Source organism: Actinomyces urogenitalis (genome assembly GCF_002861525.1).
GTDB classification, from domain to species: Bacteria; Actinomycetota; Actinomycetes; order Actinomycetales; family Actinomycetaceae; genus Actinomyces; species Actinomyces urogenitalis.
The window spans coordinates 83612-100836 of record NZ_PKHA01000010.1; the positions used below are offsets into that span (position 1 = coordinate 83612).

Sequence of the window (17225 nt, forward strand, 5' to 3'; positions counted from 1 at the left end):
GCCCGCTCCTGGGCCTGTCGAGAGGACGCACGTGTCCGCACTGCTGCACAAGGTGGGACGTTGGTGTGCTGAGCACGCCGCGCGAGTGGTTGCTGCCTGGCTCGTCCTGATCGCGGCCCTGGCCGGGGTGGTGGCCCTGACCGGGGCCAACCTCTCCTCCACCTTCACCATTAACAACGCCGAGTCGATGAAGGGCTTGGAGGTCCTGGAGAACCGGTTGCCGCAGGCCGCCGGGACCTCCGAGCAGGTGCTGTTCACCGCCAAGGACGGTGATATCGAGGCACACCGGCAGGCCATCGAGGGCTTTGTCAGTGCCGTGTCCGCCATGGACGGCGTGGCCATGGTCTCCCAGCCCTTCGGCTCTGCGGCGGACGCCGCTAGCGGGACCCCGGCCAGCCCGTCCACGGTCTCCCAGGACGGCGCGCACGCCCTGGCCCAGATCCAGGCGGACACCTCCCTGGGCTCGATCACCTCCGGTACCACCTCCGCGGCCCAGCGCCTCGACGCCCAGATCGAGGAGGCCAAGGCTGCCGCCCAGAAGGCGGACCCGCAGTTGAGGATCCAGGACTCTGGCTCGATCGGGGCCTCGGTGAGCCTGGGGCTGAGCGTGGTCGAGCTCATCGGCGTGGTCATCGCCGCGATCGTCCTGTTCATCACCTTCGGCTCGGTCCTGGCTGCCGGCGCGCCGCTGATCGCTGCCTTCATCGGTGTGGCGGCGGGAATGCTCGGCATCTTCGTGGTGGCCAACGTTGTTGACGTCAACTCCACCACGCCCGTGCTCGCCGTCATGATCGGCCTGGCGGTCGGCATCGACTACGCCCTGTTCATCATCTCCCGGGCCCGTGAGTACCTGGCCCAGGGACTCAGCCCGGCCGAGGCAGCCGGGTGCGCCACGGCGACGGCGGGCAGCGCCGTCGTCTTTGCCGGGACCACCGTGGTCATCGCCCTGTGCGGCCTGGCCGTGGCCCGCATCCCCTTCCTCACGGTCATGGGTGTGGCCTCGGCCTTCGTGGTGGCCTGCGCGGTGCTCGTCGCGCTGACGGTTGTCCCGGCCCTCATCGGGGCACTGGGGAGGAGGCTCCAGCCTGACGCGCGGCGCGCCCGGTGCCAGCGGGAGCGTCAGGCCTCGGGCAGGCCCACCTTTGCCCAGCGGTGGGTGCGTGGGGTCACCCGACACCCGTGGCTGACGGTCAGCGCCGTCCTCGCGGTCCTGGCCGTGGCGGCAGTGCCGATCACCGGTCTCAAGCTCGCCCTGACGGACAACGGCTTCCAGCCTGAGGGCACCGAGCAGCGCGAGACCTATGACGCGATCGCCGCCGCCTACGGGGACGGCTATAACTCCCCCATCGTCGTCATCGCAGACATCACCAACACCACTGACCCGCTGGGCGTCGTGGACACGCTGGCCAAGGACATCTCCCAGATCGACGGCGTGGCAGACATCGCCATGGCCACGCCCAACGAGGACGCCACGCTCGCCCTGGTCCAGATCCGCCCCACCTACGCCCAGACCGACTCGCGCACCGAGGCCGTGGTCCACACGATCCGGGACAACGCCTCCACCTATGAGAAAGACCTGGGGATCACCGAGGTCATGGTCACGGGTCAGACGGCCGTTGCCATTGACGTCTCGCAGTCCCTCAACTCCGCGCTGCTGCCCTTCGGCATCGTGGTGGTGGGCCTGTCCCTGGTCCTGCTCATGCTCGTCTTCCGCTCGATCGCGGTACCGCTGACCGCCACCCTGGGGTACCTGCTGTCCCTGGCGGCGGGAATGGGCGTGGCTGGCGCCGTCTTCGGCTGGGGCTGGCTGGCGGGCCTGCTGGACGTGTCCAAGGTTGGCGCCGTCATCTCCTTCATGCCCGTCATCGTCATGGGCGTCCTGTTCGGCCTGGCGATGGACTACGAGGTCTTCCTCGTCTCGCGGATGCGCGAGGAGTGGATCCACCGCGGTGGACCAGTGGCCCGCGGTGAGCGTGCACGCCAGATCGCTTGCGAGTGCGTGGAGAAGGGCTTCGTCGGCTCAGCCACGGTGGTCACCGCAGCGGCCGTCATCATGACCGCGGTCTTCGCCGGTTTCATCCCGGCTGAGCTTGTTGAGATCAAGCCGATCGCGGTGGCGCTGACCGTCGGCATCGCCGTGGACGCCTTTATCGTGCGCATGACCCTCATCCCGGCGATCATGAGCGCGCTCGGGCCCGCCGCCTGGAGGCTGCCGCGTTGGCTGGAGCGTCAGCTGCCCGTCATCGACGTCGAGGGCGAGGGCCTGGAACGCACCCTGGAGCACGAGGCCTGGGTCGCCGAGCACGGCGAGGTGGTGCTGCGGGCGCAAGGGGTCACCGTCTCTGACAGCGAGGGCGCCGCCCTGTCCGGCCTGGACCTGACGGTGGCCGCTGGGGAGGTCGCGCTGGTGCGTACCGAGCACTCGGTGGCACGGCGCGCGCTGGCGGCGCTCGTGGGAGGACGCCTGCGGCCCAGCGAGGGCCTGCTCGTGGTCGATGACCACGTCCTGCCTGACGGTGCCGCCGCCATCCAGACCGTCACCACCTCGATCCACGCCTATGACGATCCGGTTGCTGAGCACGTCAAGATCGTCGTCGTCGATGACCCGGGTGACCGGCGGTGGAAGCGGGTCGGCGAGCTCGCCGGGCGTGGGGTCGCGGTCATCGTCACCGCCGGCCCGGGCGCACCGCAGGAGGTTCCAGCCGCCAGCGGGGTCACGCTGGCCAGCGTGGTGGAGGTCGACGGCGACGGCGTGGCACGCCTGCGCCGTGCGCCGCAGCGGGTGGCAGCCCCACCACGCACCGCTTCCCCGCAGGCCGGGCGGTCAGCGACCCCGCCGCCCACCCGGCCTGCCTCTGACACCGACCATTCTGACCACACCGCAGGAAACGAGGCTCACGCATGAAGCGCCGCTCGATCATCCTCGCCGTTCTCGTCGTCCTGGTGCCCGCGCTCGCGGGCCTCATGGTGCTGTCTGCGGCCACCACCCCGGCCTCGCAGGCTGCGGCGATCCCGGCCGCCATCGTCAACCTTGACGGTGCCGGAGCCTCGACGGCCGACGGTCAGGCGCTGCCGGCCGGGCGCATGCTCGTGGGCCGGCTGACCGGCCCTGAGGACTCCATGACGGCACGCTCAAGCACCGGCGCCACCACGCAGCGCCTGGACTACTCCGTGGTCAGCCAGGACACGGCGGAGCAGGGCCTGAAGGACGGCACCTACGACGTCGTCATCACGATCCCGCAGGGCTTCAGCCAGTCGATCGTGGACACGTTGGCGGGCCAGGCCACGCCGGCCACCGTCACGGTGAGCACCGCGGGCTCGGTCTCGCAGGCCGTGGGGGCAGCCAGCCAGGAGATCGTCTCGGCGGCCGCCGATTCGCTGGGCACCACCGTGACCCTGGCCTACCTCAACGGTTCCCTGACCCAGATCGGCGGGATGAAGGACCAGCTGGGCACGGCTGCGGACGGTGCCAAGGATCTGGCGGACGGCGTCGGCCAGGTCGGTGACGGCGTCACACAGGTGGATGAGGGAGCCGAGCAGCTGGCGAGCGGAGCCGGGTCCCTGACCCAGGGACTGGAACAGCTCAGCTCAGGGGCGGCGACCCTCTCCTCCGGCACCTCCAGTGCCGCCGCGGGCGCGGCCCAGCTTGACTCGGGCGCCGCCAGCCTCGCCTCAGGGGCCGGTGAGCTGTCCGCCGGTGCCAGCAGCCTGAGCGCAGGGGTGTCCAGCTACACCGCCGGCGTGGGGCAGGCCTACTCCACCCTCACCACCCAGATCCTGCCCGGCGCCTGGCAGCTGGCCGACGGCGTCGCGCGACTGGCGGCGGGCGTAGGAGCGGCGTCGGACACGCAGGAGAGCGGAACGCTCTACGGCGGCGTCAACGCGCTGGCTGACGGGGCAGCGCAGTCTGCCGCAGGCATCGGCACCTCGGATGACTCGGCTTCGGCGGGCTCCCAGAGCCTGTACGGAGCCGTCAACGACTACACCGCAGGCGTGGCCCAGTCCCAGGCCGGGGCAGCCCAGGTCTCTCAGGCTCTGGCTGGTGCCTACCAGCAGTGCCTGGCCGACCACGGGCAGGCTGACGCCACGTGCCAGTACCTGGCCGGTGCGGTGGCCGGAATGGGAGGGGAGTCTGACACCCAGGCCTCGGGCACGGTCATGGGCGGGCTGAACTCCCTGGCGGCCTCCTCTGCGCAGATGACGGGAGCCGTCAGCCAGGTCGCTACCGGTGCTCAGCAGCTGAATGCGGGCGCGGCCGAGCTGCGTTCGAGCGTGGCTGAGCTGGCCTCGGGATCCCAGCAGTCCGCGTCCGGGGCCTCCGCCCTGGCTGCCGGTCTGGGCTCGGCCTCCGATGTCTACAACCCGGCTACCGGTCAGGGCGCCACCCTGGCCGGGGCTCTCGCGACCTTGTCCGGGCAGGGCTCGCAGCTGGTGGACGGCGCCGCTGGCGTGAGCGACGGTGCCGCGGCGCTGACGCAGGGCGCCGGGCAGGTATCGGCTGGGTCCACCTCCTTGGCGCAGGGCCTGGCCCAGCTGACTGCCGGCACCGACTCCCTGGCCACCGGTGCGGGCTCGGCCCGTGACGGTGCGGTGCAGCTCGCCCAGGGATCTAGCTCTCTGGCCGAGGGCACGGGCTCCCTCAAGGATGGGGTGGACCAGCTCGGCTCTGGTTCCTCCAGCCTGGCGGACGGCCTGCGCACGGCCGTGGACGCCGTCCCCTCCTACAGCGAGGAGGAGGCCAGTGCGCTGGCCAGCTCCCTGGCGCAGCCGGTGAGTGTGGACGAGACACAGGTGGGTCGCACGAGCCCGAAGAGCTCGAGCATGCCGGCCGCTATGTCCCTGGCCCTGTGGGTCGGTGCGCTGGTGATCGTCTCGGGTCTGGGCCTGCTCAGCCGTCGGCGGGTGGAAGCCTCCATGAGCCCGGCACGCCTGGCGATCGCCTCGCTCCGCCCGGCGCTGGGCCTTGCAGTTGCTCAGGCCCTGCTGCTAGTGGCCGTGGTGGCGCTGGCTGGTGCGGACCTCGGCGGCGGGGCCGATGAGCTGGCCCAGGTTGTGGGTCTCGTAGTCGTCGGCGCTGTCTCGATGACGGTGCTGCATGCTGCACTGGTTGCCGCCCTGGGTACCCGTGGTGGCACAGGCGCCTCGGTCCTGCTTCTGGTGGCGCAGGCGGTGTGCGTGGTCGGGGCCTCGGTACCGCAGGCCTTGACGGGTGTCTTCGCCGGGGCTGCAGGCTTCCTGCCGGTTCCGGTGCTGGCCTCCGCGCTGCGCTCGGTGGTCTTGGGGGCGGCGGGAGTCAGCCTCGGCAGCGGGATCGTCATCCTCCTGGTGTGGGGCTGCGCCAGCGCACTCGTCATGACGCTGGCAGTGCGCCGCCGTCGGGCTACGAGCTTGGAGGCGCTGCGTCGCGAGGCCCTCGTGGTCTGAGCCTGGGCGCCGCGATCTCAGGGACGGCCAAGCGGCTCATGAGATCGCGCGCTGAGGGTGGGGGCGGGCGGTGCTCCGGCGTCGCCTGGAGCCGCCTTGCGGTGGTAGAGCAGGTAGGTGCCGATGCGTGAACGCAGGGTCGGGCGTACCTCGCGCGGCCAGCGCTGGGCCACATAGGTCACGGCGTCGTCGACTCCTTCCTTAAGGAGCACCTGGCATGAGCGGGGCACTACAGGACAGCATGACGCCGAGCGGCCTCGGCCCCGGTTCCAGCTTGGGCTCCGGCTCCAGTTCCGGCTCCGGCGGTTGCGGTCCCTGGGCCGGGCCGGCCGGGCCGGGCCAAGTGGCTGGCACGGTCGCCCCGGGCCTTGAGCCCGTACGCGAGCTCATGGCTGAGATGGCGGCGCAGGACCCGGACTACTCCGCTCAGCTGAGTGCCTACGTGGGCGGCCAGCAGGTCGTCGACCTGTGGGCCGGACCCCACCAGGGGGCGGACACCCTCACCGGAGTCTTTTCCTGCACCAAGGGAGTCTCCGCCCTGACCCTGGCCCGGCTGGTTGAGGCCGGTGAGCTGGACCTGGAGGCTCCGGTAGCCCGCTACTGGCCCGAGTTCGCCGCCGCCGGCAAGGAGTCGGTGACCGTCACCCAGCTACTCAGCCACCAGGCCGGCGTCGTCGGCGTTCCCGGCGCGCGGATCTCCACACGCTATGACTCGCGTGAGATCGCGGCCGGCCTGGCGGCCATGCGGCCGCTGTGGCGCCCCGGCCGGGCCTTCGGCTACCACGGCACCGCGATCGGCCCGCTCATGGAGGAGCTCTATCGCCGCGTGGGCGGCGAGGAGCTTCAGGAGGCCTACGCTCGCGAGGTCCGCCAGCGCTACGGCATCGACTTCTACGTCGGGCTGCCTGAGGACCTTGAGCCGCGCTACGCCCCTGTCCTGCCTCCCCTGGAGGAGGGGCCGGTCACCAGCCAGGACGTGGGAGAACCCCACGGCTCGCTCGCGCCGGCCGAGCGGGTGGCGGACGACCTAGGCTCGGTTGTCTTCTTCGGAGCCGGGCCCATGGATCCCGACGGCGTCATCGAGCCCAACCTGCGACACCTGCGCGCCGCCGGCATTGCCTCGATCGGCGGAGTCGGCTCCGCCCGCGGCCTGGCCCGGGTCTACGCCGCCGCCGTTACCGGCGTGGACGGCCAGGCCCCCTTCCTGGGGGAGGAGACTGTGGCGATCATGGGCACCGAGCAGTGCTTCGGGCCGGACCGGGTGCTTGGCGGGATCGAGGCGAGCTACGGCGTCGTCATGCAGAAACCGCACCACACCGCGCCCTTCGCCTCCTGGCGAGCCATCGGGCACGACGGCGCCGCCGGGTCCCTCGGCTACGCCGACCCCACGTACGGCCTGGCCTTCGGTTACGTGCGCCGGCGCATGGCCGTGCCCGGCGGGCTCGACCCACGCGCTGTCCGGCTCTCGGCCCGCCTGCGCTCGCTGCTCGACCCCGTCCTTCCCTTGTGACCCAGACCACCTCAGACACGGAGAGGCACATGACCCACGCACCACTGATCCGCGACCTGCGCGACGCCCTGGACCTGCTCGCCGGCGATGCCGAGCAGCTGGTCGTCACGGACTATCCGGTCGACCCCGAGGCCGAGCTGGCTGGCGTCTACAAGCGTGTGGGTGCTGGGGACACGGTGGCCCGGCCGACCAAGCGCGGCCCGGCCATGCTCTTCAGCTCGGTCAAGGGCTATCCGCGCTCGCGGGTGCTGGTGGGTCTCATGGCAGACCGTGCCCGAGTGGCCCGGCTGCTGGGCTGCGCCCCCGACGCGCTGGGGCAGCGCATGTCCCAGGCGCTGGACGACGCCGTCGTCCCCGTGGTCCTCGACGCCGCGGCGGTGGCGGCCGACCCCTCACTCGCCCCGGCCCAGGAGGAGGTCTACCTGGCCAGCGACCCGGACTTCGACATCCGCCGGCTCCTGCCGGCTCCCACCAACACCCCGGTGGACGCCGGCCCCTACTTCTGTCTGGGACTGCTGCACGGCAGCGATCCGGACACCGGCCACAGCGACGTCACGATCCACCGCATCTGCGTCCAGGGACGCGACGAGCTGTCCATCTTCTTCGCTCCCGGCCGTCATATTGACGCCTTCCGCGCCAAGGCAGAGGCAGCGGGGCAGCCGCTGCCGGTGACCATCAACATGGGGCTCGATCCTGCGATCACCATCGGGGCCTGCTTCGAGGCGCCCACCACCCCCTTCGGCTACGACGAGCTCCAGATCGCCGGAGGGCTGCGGGGCCACGCCGTCGAGCTCGTCCCGGCGCGGACCGTGGACCAGCTGGCCATCGCCCGCGCGGAGATCGTTATCGAGGGCGAGATCCTGCCCGGTACGCGAGTGGTGGAGGACCGCAACACCGGCACCGGTCACGCCATGCCGGAGTTCCCCGGCTACGACGGGCCGGCCAACCCCTCCCTGCCGCTCATGCGCGTCACCGCGGTGACCACGCGTCACCACCCCGTCCTCCACACTCTCGTGGGGCCGGGGGAGGAGCACACGAGCCTGGCCGGGATCCCCACCGAGGCCTCGATCCTCCACGCCCTGGACGCGGCGCTGCCGGGGCTGGTCACCCAGGTCTACGCCCACACCGCCGGCGGCGGGAAGCTCATCGCCGTCCTCCAGGTGGCCAAGCGCTCGGCGCTGGACGACGGCCGCGCCCGCCAGGCGGCGCTCGTGGCGCTGGCGACCTACCACGAGCTCAAGAACGTCATCCTGGTCAGCCAGGACGTGGACGTCTTCGACACCGACGACGTCCTGTGGGCGATGACCACACGCATGGTCGGCGACCTCGACATCATCACGATCCCCGGGGTGTGCGGCCACGTCCTGGACCCGAGCCAGCAGCCGGCCTACGACCCGCGCCTGAGCGCCAAGGGCATGACCACCAAGACCATCTACGACGCCACCTACCCCTGGGCGATGCGTGAGACCTTCGAGCGCGCCCAGTTCCTCGACGTCGACCCGGCGCCGTGGCTGGCGGCCGGCGCTCCCTACGAGCCGGACGGACAGGAGTGAGCGGGCATGAGTGAGACGGTGCTGCGCGGTGCACGGCGGCGCGAGCGCGTCGTCGTCGCCATCACCGGGGCCTCGGGCACGGTCTACGGGGTGCGGCTGCTGCAGGCACTGGCGGCGACGACGGTGGAGACGCACCTGGTCATCTCGCCCTCCGGCCAGCTGACGCGGTCCCTGGAGACGGACTGGTCGAAGGAGGAGGTTGAGTCCCTGGCTGACGTCGTATGGAAGCCGAGTGACATGGCGGCCGCCATCTCCTCAGGCTCCTTCCGCACTCGCGGGATGGTGGTGGCGCCCTGCTCCATGCGCACCCTGGGGGAGATCGCCTCAGGCGTGACGAGCTCGCTCGTCTCGCGCGCGGCAGACGTGACGCTCAAGGAACGACGGCGGCTCGTGCTCGTGGCCCGGGAGTCGCCCCTCAGCCTCATCCACCTGCGCAACATGACGGCCGTGACCGAGGCGGGCGCCGTCGTCGTCCCGCCGGTTCCCGGCTTCTACACCCGTCCGGCTACGGTCGAGCAGATCGTGGACCAGACGGTGGGGCGGTGCCTGGACCTGCTGGATATCGAGCCGGCCGAGGGCTGGCAGCGGCGCCGCTGGGGCGAGGGCGAGCTGGCGCGCTGAGCGGCGCCTCAGGCGCCGAGGGCGGCCGCCATGGCCCGCGGCCCCCGCGTGCTTCCGTGCCTTCTTGACGGTAGGCCGTGCTCTGCAGAGTCAGGCCAGGACCTGGTCCCACTCCTCACGGGCGTCCAGGAAGGCGCGGACGGCGTCCTGGGCGGCGGTCAGGCAGTGGTTGGCGCCCCAGCCACACTGCACCTTGTTGGCCGCCGGGACCTCGGTGGCCTCAAGGATGTCCCGGAAGGTGGCCTCCAGCAGGGGGACGAACTCCTCGGGCTCGATGCCCAGCGTCAGGGCGTAGAAGCCGGTCTGGCAGCCCATGGGGCCCCAGTCGATGAGGCGGTCGGTGTGGTTGCGCATGAGCTCGGCCGTCAGGTGCTCGATGGAGTGGACGGCCTTCATGTCCAGGTGGTCGACGTTGGGCTGGGTGAAGCGCACGTCGTACTTGACCAGCTCGTCCCCACCCGGCAGGTGCTTGCGGTCGGCCACGCGGATGAAGGGGGCGGCGACCTTGGTGTGGTCCAGGTTGAAGGACTCCACGTTCATGCGCGGGCCGTCGGTATCCGTGTAGGACTCGTTGTGCGGGGTGGGAACAGGGCTCTGCTGCGTCATGGCGTCAGCCTAGGGTCCGTCCCTTCCGCCTCGCGAGTGTGCACCTATGCTGCCGTGTGTGCACCTGGGGACTACTCATTGGGGTGCACAGGTGCACACTCGCGGACTGGAGGAGAGCACATGGAGACGCAACAGCCTGTGGCGAGGATCGTCGTCGGCCCAGCCTCGGCCCCTGCCCTCGTCCTCCTGCACGGCATCACTGGCTCGGCCGTCTCCCAGAGCGAGGCGATCAGCCACTGGGCGCGCGCCGGCTACCGCGTCATCGCGCTGGATGCCCGCGGGCACGGGCTGTCCCCGCGCTGGAGCCCGGAGCAGCTGGCGCGCGCGGGCGAGGTCCTGGTTGACGACGTCGTTGCCGCCCTGTCTGAGATCGAGGCTGAGCGCTCGGCCCGGCTAGCAGCAGCCCTGCCGGCGCCGGCTGTCCCGCCCGTCCTCATCGGGCACTCGATGGGAGGGGCGACGGCGATGGTCGTGGCCGCCCGTCACCCCGAGCTGGTCGCGGGTGCGGTGCTGTGCGACCCTGCCCGCTATGGCCAGCGCAGTCCAGCCGAGCTGCTGGCACGAGGGGCGGCGCGGCGTCGTGCGCTGGAGAGCGAGCTGGCCGACCTGCCGGCGGCCCTGAGCCGGTCCCTCGCCTCGGACTCGGTGCCGCACGCCGAGGCCGCGGCGGGAGTGTGGGCCAGCCAGCATATGGACCCCGCGCTGCTGGGTACCGGGGTCGTGGCTCCCGAGGTGCCCTGGCTGGAGGCCATGGCGGAGCTGAGGGTGCCCACCCTCCTCGTCACCGGGGACCGCCCTGGAGCAGCACGCGTGGGCGCGCAGGGCCTGGCGGCGGTGGAGGCGCTCGGGCATGCCAACGTGACGACGGCGCTCGTGCCGGGCGCCGGGCATGACGTGCGCCGGAGCCGGCCGGAGGGCTTCTATGCCGCCGTCGACCCCTGGCTCGCCCAGGTCCTGCCCGCCTGAGGCCCGCCCGTCTGGGGCCTGCCCGTCTGAACCGTGGTTTCACATACGGAACCGGGGGCTACCCCGGCCCTAGACCACGGTCCAGCACAGAAAACCCCGGTCTTGAGGGAGGGGGCGAGGGGCTGGAGAGGGCGAGGGAGTGGACAAGGCCGTGCCGGGGGGTCGGAGCGAGCCGCAAGTCCCAGGCGAGAACGTGACCTACTGCATACAATCGCGGCGGTTCCGGCAAGGAAGCTGGAACGTCCCCGTTCCCGCGCCCCCTGAGCGGCGCCCCCCAGGAGGAGCTATGCCGAGGTCTTCCGCTCGCTCGACCCGTACCAGTCCCACACGCTCTCTGGCTCCTGCACGGGCGGTCAAGGGCAAGGGAGCGGGGCTGTCCACCAAGCAGCTCATCGGCCTCGTCCTGGGTGCGATCGTCTTCATCGCCCCCTTCCTCATCGACGTGCCCGACCTGGACCCGCTGGGCGAGCGGATGCTCTCCATCTTCCTGCTGGCGATCGTCCTGTGGGTCACCGAGGCGATCCCGCTGGTGGCCACGGCCGTCCTGGTCATCGCCCTGGAGGTGCTCCTCGTCTCGGACCAGGCCCTCCTGGCGGTGCCTGAGGACGCAGCGAAGTACTCCTCCTTCCTTGGGGCGCTGGCCAACCCCGTCATCATCCTGTTTCTGGGCGGTTTCCTCATTGCCGACGGCGCAGAGAAGTACCACCTGGACAAGAACCTCGCCGCCGTCCTCATCCGGCCCTTCACCGGCTCGGCCCGCAGGACGGTCCTGGGCCTGATGATCATCACGGCCTTGCTGAGCATATTCATGTCCAACACGGCCACCACGGCGACCATGTTCGCCGTCGTCATCCCCGTGCTCGGCGCGCTGCCCGCCGGCAGGCCACGCGCCGGCCTGGCCCTGTCCATCCCGGTGGCCGCCAACGTAGGAGGCATCGGCACGCCGGTGGGCACCCCGCCCAACGCCATCGCGCTGGGGGCGCTGGCTGAGCAGGGCTACCACATCTCCTTCGGCTCCTGGATGGTCATGGCGATCCCGCTCATGCTCGTCATCCTCTTCGGGGCCTGGCTCCTCATCGCCGTCATGTTCATCCCTGCCGGGCTCGGCATTGAGCTGGAGATGAAGGCCAACTGGCACACCGACCGCAAGGCCGTGACCTTCTACGTCATCGCCGCCTGCACGATCCTGCTGTGGATGACCGAGGCCCTGCACGGCATGAGCGCCAACGTGGTGGGATTCCTGGCCGTGGTGGCCCTGTTGGTGACCAAGGTGATGGGCGGGGAGGACCTGGGCAAGCTGTCCTGGCCGGTGCTGTGGCTGGTGGCCGGCGGTATCGCGCTGGGCGACGGCGTGGGCAAGACCGGTCTGGACGCCTGGATCCTGGGACTGTTCGACTGGAACTCCATGCCGGCGGTGGTCGTCATCATCGTCATGGGCGTGCTCGGGCTGGCGATGTCCAACGTCATCAGCCACTCGGCTGCCTCCAACCTCCTCATCCCCCTGGCCATGGGGCTGGCCACCGGCATTGACGGGCTGGACCCGGTCACGATCGCCGTCATCCTGGCGCTGGCCTGCTCGCTGGGCATGAGCCTGCCGATCTCCACCCCGCCCAACGCCATCGCCTACGCCACCGGAGAGGTGATGACGGCGGATATGGCCAAGGTGGGCATCATCGTCGGCGTCGTGGGAACGGCCCTGCTCGTCCTGGTCATGCCGACCGTCTGGTCCGCCCTGGGGCTGCTGTGAGGCCCGCATGACCCTTCAGCCACCTGAGGTGCCCACGGCGCAGCCCGACGGCGTCAGCGAGGACGAGCAGCTCGTCGTCGCCGTCGTCTCCCCTGCCTCGCTGGGAAGCCAGGCCGCCCACGAGGTCGAGGCGGCCGTGCGCGGGGTGGCGCAGGTGGTGCGCGTGCGCTCGCTGGCTGAGCTCTTCGCGCGTGCCAACCCGCAGCACGCCGAGCCCCTGGACACGGTGGCCCTCATCATCGCCACGGACGAGGTGGGCAGCCTGGACGACGTCGCGGCCGCCGTCGACCACTACCCAGCCGTGGCCTCGGCCAGGCTCGTCCTGCTGACAGAACGCCTGGAGCTGACGGACGTGGGGCGCGCGATTGACGAGGACCTTGTCCAAGAGGTCGTCGCCGTGCCGTGGACGCCAGGGGCGATCGGCGGGCGCGCTGCCGCCCAGATCCGCCGTTGGATGCGTGACCACCGCCCGGATGACCCGCGCCGGGCTCAGCTGGGCCCGGATGATGATGAACCGGCCTCATTACGCTCGCCCATGCTGGAGGCGCTGGGGCAGTCCACTGACCGTCTCACCATGGCCTTTATCGCGGCCTGCGAGAAGGTGCTCGGGCCGCGCCCGCGCCTCCACCTCGAACCAGGCGTGCGCCTGACGCACCAGGGCCAGCCGGTCGACGGCGTCTACATCGTCGTCTCCGGGGCGGTGGCCCTGACCCGGCACACCCGGGTTGGTGAGGTGACGCTGCACCACGCCACGACCGGCCGCATCGTCGGCCTGGTCTCGCTGGCCTCCCACGGGCGCGCCTTTGTCACGGCGACGACGACCACCGACGTCGAGCTCATCTTGCTGTCCATCGAGCAGCTGGACCGGGCGCTGCGTGAGAACCCTGCCACCGAGCAGAACCTGGCCGCTCTCATCATCTCCTCCCTGACCAAGCGCCTGTCACGCTCGGAAATCCTGCAGGTGGAGAAGATCGAGCTGGCCGCGGCTGTTGAGGCCGAGCGTGCGCAGACCGCGCAGGCGCTGGCTGCTCTGGAGCAGGCGCGCCTGGAGCTGCTGGCACAGGAACGCTTTGCCACCCTGGGAGAGCTGGCGGCAGGCGTGGCCCACGAGCTCAACAACCCGGTGGCGGCGCTGGAGCGCGCCAGTGACCACCTGCAGGAGGACCTGGCGGCGCTCATGTCCACCCATCCGGACGGGAAGTTCGTCGCCGAGACCGTCCAGGCCGCGCGCACGCGGCCGGCGTCCTCCACCCGGGCCGAGCGTGCTGCTCGCAGGAGCCTGGAGGCCGTGGTCGGTGACCATGACCTGGCCCGTCAGCTGGTGGTGCTGGGCATGGATGCGGACACGGACCCCGAGCAGGTCCGTGCGCTGGCCGCGCAGCCGGAGCGGCTGGAGGCGGCGTTGACCGCGGCCTCGATCGGCCGGCAGGGGCGCAACATGGCCCTGGCCACGGACCGGATCCGCGGTCTGGTCTCCTCGTTGTCGACCTATATGCGTCCCGAGGGGGAGATGGACCAGGACGTCGACGTGTGCGAGGTCCTGGAGGACTCCCTGCGGCTGACCGCCCACCGCCTGGGAGGGGTGGCTATCGAGCGGGACTACGAGAACGTGCCTGCCGTGGTCGGTCGGGCCGGTGAGCTGGCCCAGGTGTGGACGAATATCCTGTCCAATGCCGCCGACGCCCTGGCCAGCGCCGGCCTGCAGGCACGTGAGAGCGGGCAGCGCTTTGATCCCCACCTCCTCATCCGCGTGGAGGACGCCGGTAGCGGGCAGGTGCGAGTGGATGTGGAGGACAACGGCCCCGGCATCGCCCCCGACGTCCTGCCCCGGATCTTTGAGCCCCGGTTCACCACCCGCCACGGCCAGGTCCGCTTCGGGATGGGGCTGGGGATGGGGTTGGCCAAGAGCGTGGTCGACGCCCACGGCGGCACCATCACGGTGCGCTCGCAACCAGGCTCCACCTGCGTCAGCGTCGTCCTGCCCGCGGCGGCGAGCCCGTCAGGTCCTCACTCATCACACAGTCAGGAGATGTCATGAAGCTGGTCATCCTCGTCGTTGAGGACGAGCCCGAGGTTCGCGACGCCGTCGTTGGCGACCTCGCCCCCTTCGCCCAGGTTGCCCGGATCGAGCCTGCCGAGGACGTGGAGGACGCCTGGGAGGTGGTGGCTGAGGCCGAGGCCGACGGCGATGCCCTCGCCCTGGTCCTGGCCGACCACCGTCTGCCGGGCCGCTCGGGCGTGGACATGCTGGTAGAGATGAGCTCGGACGAGCGCACCGCGGCGGCTCGTAAGGTCCTGGTTACCGGTCAGGCGGACCAGGCGGACACGATCCGTGCGGTCAACGAGGCCGGCCTCGACCACTACGTCGCCAAGCCCTGGCAGGCCGAGGACCTGCAGGCGGTGGTACGTGAGCAGCTGACGGACTTCGTGCTGGAGGAGGGGCTCGATCCCCTGCCACACCTGCCGGCCCTGGACGGTGCGCGGGCGATGGGCGCGCTGCGCTGGGAGGGCGGCGCGCCGGTGTGAGGCCCGTGACCTGGGCTGGCCGCTGCGTCTAGCCGGCCCAGGGAGTGGGACGATAAGCGCCGTGGAGCTGGTGTGGTTTGGCGCAGGTCTCGCAGTCCTGACGGCGTTGACGATGGTGATCCACCGCTGGGCGGGCCTGGCCACGGGGTGGGCCCCGGCCGTGGCGGCCTTACGGGCGGTCGTCCAGCTCGCCGTCGTCGCCACTGTGCTGCACGGGGTGCTCACTGTGCCCTGGACCGTTCTGGCCTTCATCGCACTCATGCTGACGACGGCGTCGCTGACCTCCGGGCGACGGCTGCGGGAGCTGCCTGGTGGTCGCAGGGCGGCGGTCGTGGGGATCGCTGCTGGGGCGAGCGTGACCGTGCTGCTCGTGCTGGGACTGCATCTGGTGGCGTGGGAGACGCGCTACCTCGTCAGTGTGGCGGGCGTCATCATCGGCAACTCGATGAGCGCGGCCATCTTGGCTGGGCGGATGTTCCTGCGGTCAGTGCGTGAGCGGGCGGATGAGATCCAGGGGTGGATGGCGCTGGGAGCCCGTCCCTCGCAGGCCTATGCCGAGGTGGCGCGGACGGCGGTGCGCGAGACGTTGGTGCCGACGATCGACCAGACGGCCTCGACGGGGATGGTGACCTTGCCCGGTGCCTTCGTCGGGGCGCTGTTCGGGGGAGCCAGTCCCGTCCAGGCGGCGCAGTTCCAGCTGGTGGTGCTGATCGGCATCATGCTGACCCAGTCCATCACGGCGCTGACCGTGGCGCGCGCTGCCTCAGCCAGCCCGGTCATCCCGCTGGAGCCGTGGACGCAGACGCGAGCGACGGCGTCGGCAGGCGCCTCGACGACGCCGCGGTGACGGGAACGCGGCGTGGGGAGGGCGGCGCGCCGGTGTGACGGTGGTTCCTGCCGGTCACCGCGGGCGCGGCATGGGAGGATCGGGTACATGAGCGCTTCCCCTGCCGTTCCTCCACGTACCAGCCGCACCCAGGGCGAGACGATCGCGCTGACGGTCGCCCTCCTGGTGATCGGCGGAGCCGGCGTCTACTTCCTTCAAGACCTGCTGGGCCCCGCCTTCTTCGCTCTCACGCTCGTCATCACGGTCAGGCCGCTGGTGGCCTGGGCCTCGCGTCACCACGTGCCGCGTCCGGTATCAGCGGTGGCTGCGATTGTGATCGTCTACACCTTCGTCCTGGCGCTGTTCGCAGCCCTGGGCGTGGCAGTGGCCCAGCTGGTCGAGACTCTGCCCGGCTACTCCTCGAAGTTCGAGGCGATCTGGGAGGACGCAGAGGGCCTGCTCACCAAGCTCGGCGTGGACCAGACCACGTTGTTTGACCAGGTCTCTTCCATGATCGATACCTCCCGGGTGGTCTCGCTGGCTCAGGGGCTGCTGGGACAGGTGACCTCCTTCGGCAGCCTGCTCATGATCATGGCGCTGACCATCGTCTTCCTCATGTTTGACATGTCCCGGGTGGAGGTGCGTGCCGAGGCTCTGCTGCGGCTCAAGCCCGAGATCTCGACGGCGCTGGCGGGCTTCGCCAGCTCGGTGCGCTCCTACTGGCTGGTCTCCACGGTCTTTGGTCTCATCGTGGCGGTGCTCGACGTCGTCGCCCTGGGCGTGCTGGGCGTGCCGATGGCGGTGACCTGGGGCCTGCTGTCCTTCATTACGAACTACATCCCCAACATCGGTTTCTTCGTGGGCCTCATCCCGCCGGCGCTGCTGGCTCTGGTGGACTCTGGGCCCTGGACGGCGCTGTGGGTGATCGTGGCCTACGTGGTGCTGAACTTCGTGATCCAGACCCTCATCCAGCCTAAGTTCACCGGGGACGCGGTGGGGCTGAACACCACGACCACCTTCCTGTCCCTGATGTTCTGGTCCCAGGTCATTGGCGCACTGGGCACGATCCTGGCGGTGCCGCTGACGCTCTTCGTCAAGGCGATGCTCATTGACTCTGATCCGCGGGCGCGCTGGGTGAGCATCTTCTTGTCTGCGGGGGACAACCCAGTACCGGCGCCGGAGACCATGGACGTCCAGACCCTGGACAAGCTGGACCTGGACGGCGACGGCGTGGGCGAGGAAGACCCGAAGCACGGCCTCGAGGTTGTTGAGCAGGCGGAGGGTGAGCGGTAGCGCGTGGCCACGCTTGGCGCTCAGGGGGAAGTCGGCTATAACGTGCCCCTATGTGGTGTGTCAAGCGGCGGCGGGGAGTTGGTGGGTGGGTTGGGGGTCGTAGAGGGTGCCGTTTCGGATCATGGCGTGCAGGGTGAGGATGCGGCGGTGGGC

13 protein-coding genes are annotated in these 17225 nt (G+C 70.6%); 11 read left to right on the plus strand and 2 right to left on the minus strand.

Features of this window, described 5'->3' with window-relative positions; translation table 11 throughout:
* The first annotated feature begins 31 nt into the window (after positions 1–31).
* The gene (locus tag CYJ26_RS09015) at positions 32–2905 is read left to right on the plus strand and encodes an MMPL family transporter (RefSeq protein ID WP_244902058.1); all 2874 of its coding nucleotides are present in this window, start codon (positions 32–34) and stop codon (positions 2903–2905) included.
* The gene (locus CYJ26_RS09020) at positions 2902–5424 is read left to right on the plus strand and encodes an ABC transporter permease (RefSeq protein ID WP_101638304.1); all 2523 of its coding nucleotides are present in this window, start codon (positions 2902–2904) and stop codon (positions 5422–5424) included. The genes CYJ26_RS09015 and CYJ26_RS09020 overlap by 4 nt, the downstream gene beginning before the upstream one ends.
* A gap of 17 nt (positions 5425–5441) precedes the next feature.
* Here the strand turns inward: CYJ26_RS09020 and CYJ26_RS11065 are convergent, their stop codons facing one another.
* The gene (locus CYJ26_RS11065; protein ID WP_081449127.1) at positions 5442–5654 is read right to left on the minus strand and encodes a hypothetical protein; all 213 of its coding nucleotides are present in this window, start codon (positions 5652–5654) and stop codon (positions 5442–5444) included.
* Between the two features lie 113 nt (positions 5655–5767).
* Between CYJ26_RS11065 and CYJ26_RS09030 the strand changes: the two genes are divergently transcribed.
* From CYJ26_RS09030 to CYJ26_RS09040, 3 genes are read left to right on the plus strand one after another with little or no spacing between them, the layout of a single operon-like run.
* Positions 5768–6934 (plus strand): serine hydrolase domain-containing protein, encoded by a 1167-nt coding sequence (locus tag CYJ26_RS09030; protein WP_034236169.1) that lies wholly within the window; start codon positions 5768–5770, stop codon positions 6932–6934.
* 29 nt (positions 6935–6963) lie between these two features.
* Positions 6964–8487 (plus strand): UbiD family decarboxylase, encoded by a 1524-nt coding sequence (locus CYJ26_RS09035; protein ID WP_101638305.1) that lies wholly within the window; start codon positions 6964–6966, stop codon positions 8485–8487.
* A gap of 6 nt (positions 8488–8493) precedes the next feature.
* Positions 8494–9108 (plus strand): UbiX family flavin prenyltransferase, encoded by a 615-nt coding sequence (locus tag CYJ26_RS09040; protein ID WP_034236158.1) that lies wholly within the window; start codon positions 8494–8496, stop codon positions 9106–9108.
* 90 nt (positions 9109–9198) lie between these two features.
* Here the strand turns inward: CYJ26_RS09040 and CYJ26_RS09045 are convergent, their stop codons facing one another.
* A complete protein-coding gene (locus tag CYJ26_RS09045) occupies positions 9199–9714 on the minus strand; it encodes an S-ribosylhomocysteine lyase (protein ID WP_006547799.1) in 516 nt (171 codons plus the stop codon).
* Between the two features lie 120 nt (positions 9715–9834).
* Here CYJ26_RS09045 and CYJ26_RS09050 point away from each other — a divergent pair, with 120 nt between their 5' ends.
* The 6 genes from CYJ26_RS09050 to CYJ26_RS09075 all read left to right on the plus strand — a co-directional run bounded on the left by CYJ26_RS09050 (position 9835) and on the right by CYJ26_RS09075 (position 17072).
* On the plus strand, positions 9835–10680 hold the full coding sequence (locus CYJ26_RS09050; RefSeq protein ID WP_006547798.1) for an alpha/beta fold hydrolase: 846 nt from the start codon (positions 9835–9837) through the stop codon (positions 10678–10680).
* 286 nt (positions 10681–10966) lie between these two features.
* Entirely contained in the window at positions 10967–12427 is a 1461-nt protein-coding gene (locus tag CYJ26_RS09055) for an SLC13 family permease (RefSeq protein WP_101638306.1), read from the plus strand.
* Between the two features lie 7 nt (positions 12428–12434).
* The gene (locus tag CYJ26_RS09060; protein ID WP_006547795.1) at positions 12435–14465 is read left to right on the plus strand and encodes an ATP-binding protein; all 2031 of its coding nucleotides are present in this window, start codon (positions 12435–12437) and stop codon (positions 14463–14465) included.
* Positions 14462–14953 carry a response regulator gene (locus CYJ26_RS09065; protein ID WP_006547794.1) on the plus strand — a complete coding sequence of 164 codons (492 nt, stop codon included), beginning with the start codon at positions 14462–14464 and terminating at the stop codon, positions 14951–14953. Before CYJ26_RS09060 ends, CYJ26_RS09065 begins: the two co-directional genes overlap by 4 nt.
* Before the next feature lie 61 nt (positions 14954–15014).
* Positions 15015–15800 carry an ABC transporter permease gene (locus CYJ26_RS09070; protein WP_006547793.1) on the plus strand — a complete coding sequence of 262 codons (786 nt, stop codon included), beginning with the start codon at positions 15015–15017 and terminating at the stop codon, positions 15798–15800.
* Between the two features lie 87 nt (positions 15801–15887).
* Positions 15888–17072, plus strand: coding sequence for an AI-2E family transporter (locus CYJ26_RS09075; RefSeq protein WP_101638307.1), 1185 nt, complete (start codon positions 15888–15890; stop codon positions 17070–17072).
* The last annotated feature ends 153 nt before the right edge of the window (positions 17073–17225 follow it).

Bases quoted from the DNA above. Each gene is read 5' to 3' on its own strand.
- CYJ26_RS09060 (WP_006547795.1), top strand. From the start codon at position 12,435: ATGACCCTTCAGCCACCTGAGGTGCCCACGGCGCAGCCCGACGGCGTC.
- CYJ26_RS09035 (WP_101638305.1), top strand. From the start codon at position 6,964: ATGACCCACGCACCACTGATCCGCGACCTGCGCGACGCCCTGGACCTG.
- CYJ26_RS09055 (WP_101638306.1), top strand. From the start codon at position 10,967: ATGCCGAGGTCTTCCGCTCGCTCGACCCGTACCAGTCCCACACGCTCT.
- CYJ26_RS09050 (WP_006547798.1), top strand. From the start codon at position 9,835: ATGGAGACGCAACAGCCTGTGGCGAGGATCGTCGTCGGCCCAGCCTCG.
- CYJ26_RS09020 (WP_101638304.1), top strand. From the start codon at position 2,902: ATGAAGCGCCGCTCGATCATCCTCGCCGTTCTCGTCGTCCTGGTGCCC.
- CYJ26_RS09045 (WP_006547799.1), bottom strand. From the start codon at position 9,714: ATGACGCAGCAGAGCCCTGTTCCCACCCCGCACAACGAGTCCTACACG.
- CYJ26_RS09065 (WP_006547794.1), top strand. From the start codon at position 14,462: ATGAAGCTGGTCATCCTCGTCGTTGAGGACGAGCCCGAGGTTCGCGAC.
- CYJ26_RS09040 (WP_034236158.1), top strand. From the start codon at position 8,494: ATGAGTGAGACGGTGCTGCGCGGTGCACGGCGGCGCGAGCGCGTCGTC.
- CYJ26_RS09075 (WP_101638307.1), top strand. From the start codon at position 15,888: ATGAGCGCTTCCCCTGCCGTTCCTCCACGTACCAGCCGCACCCAGGGC.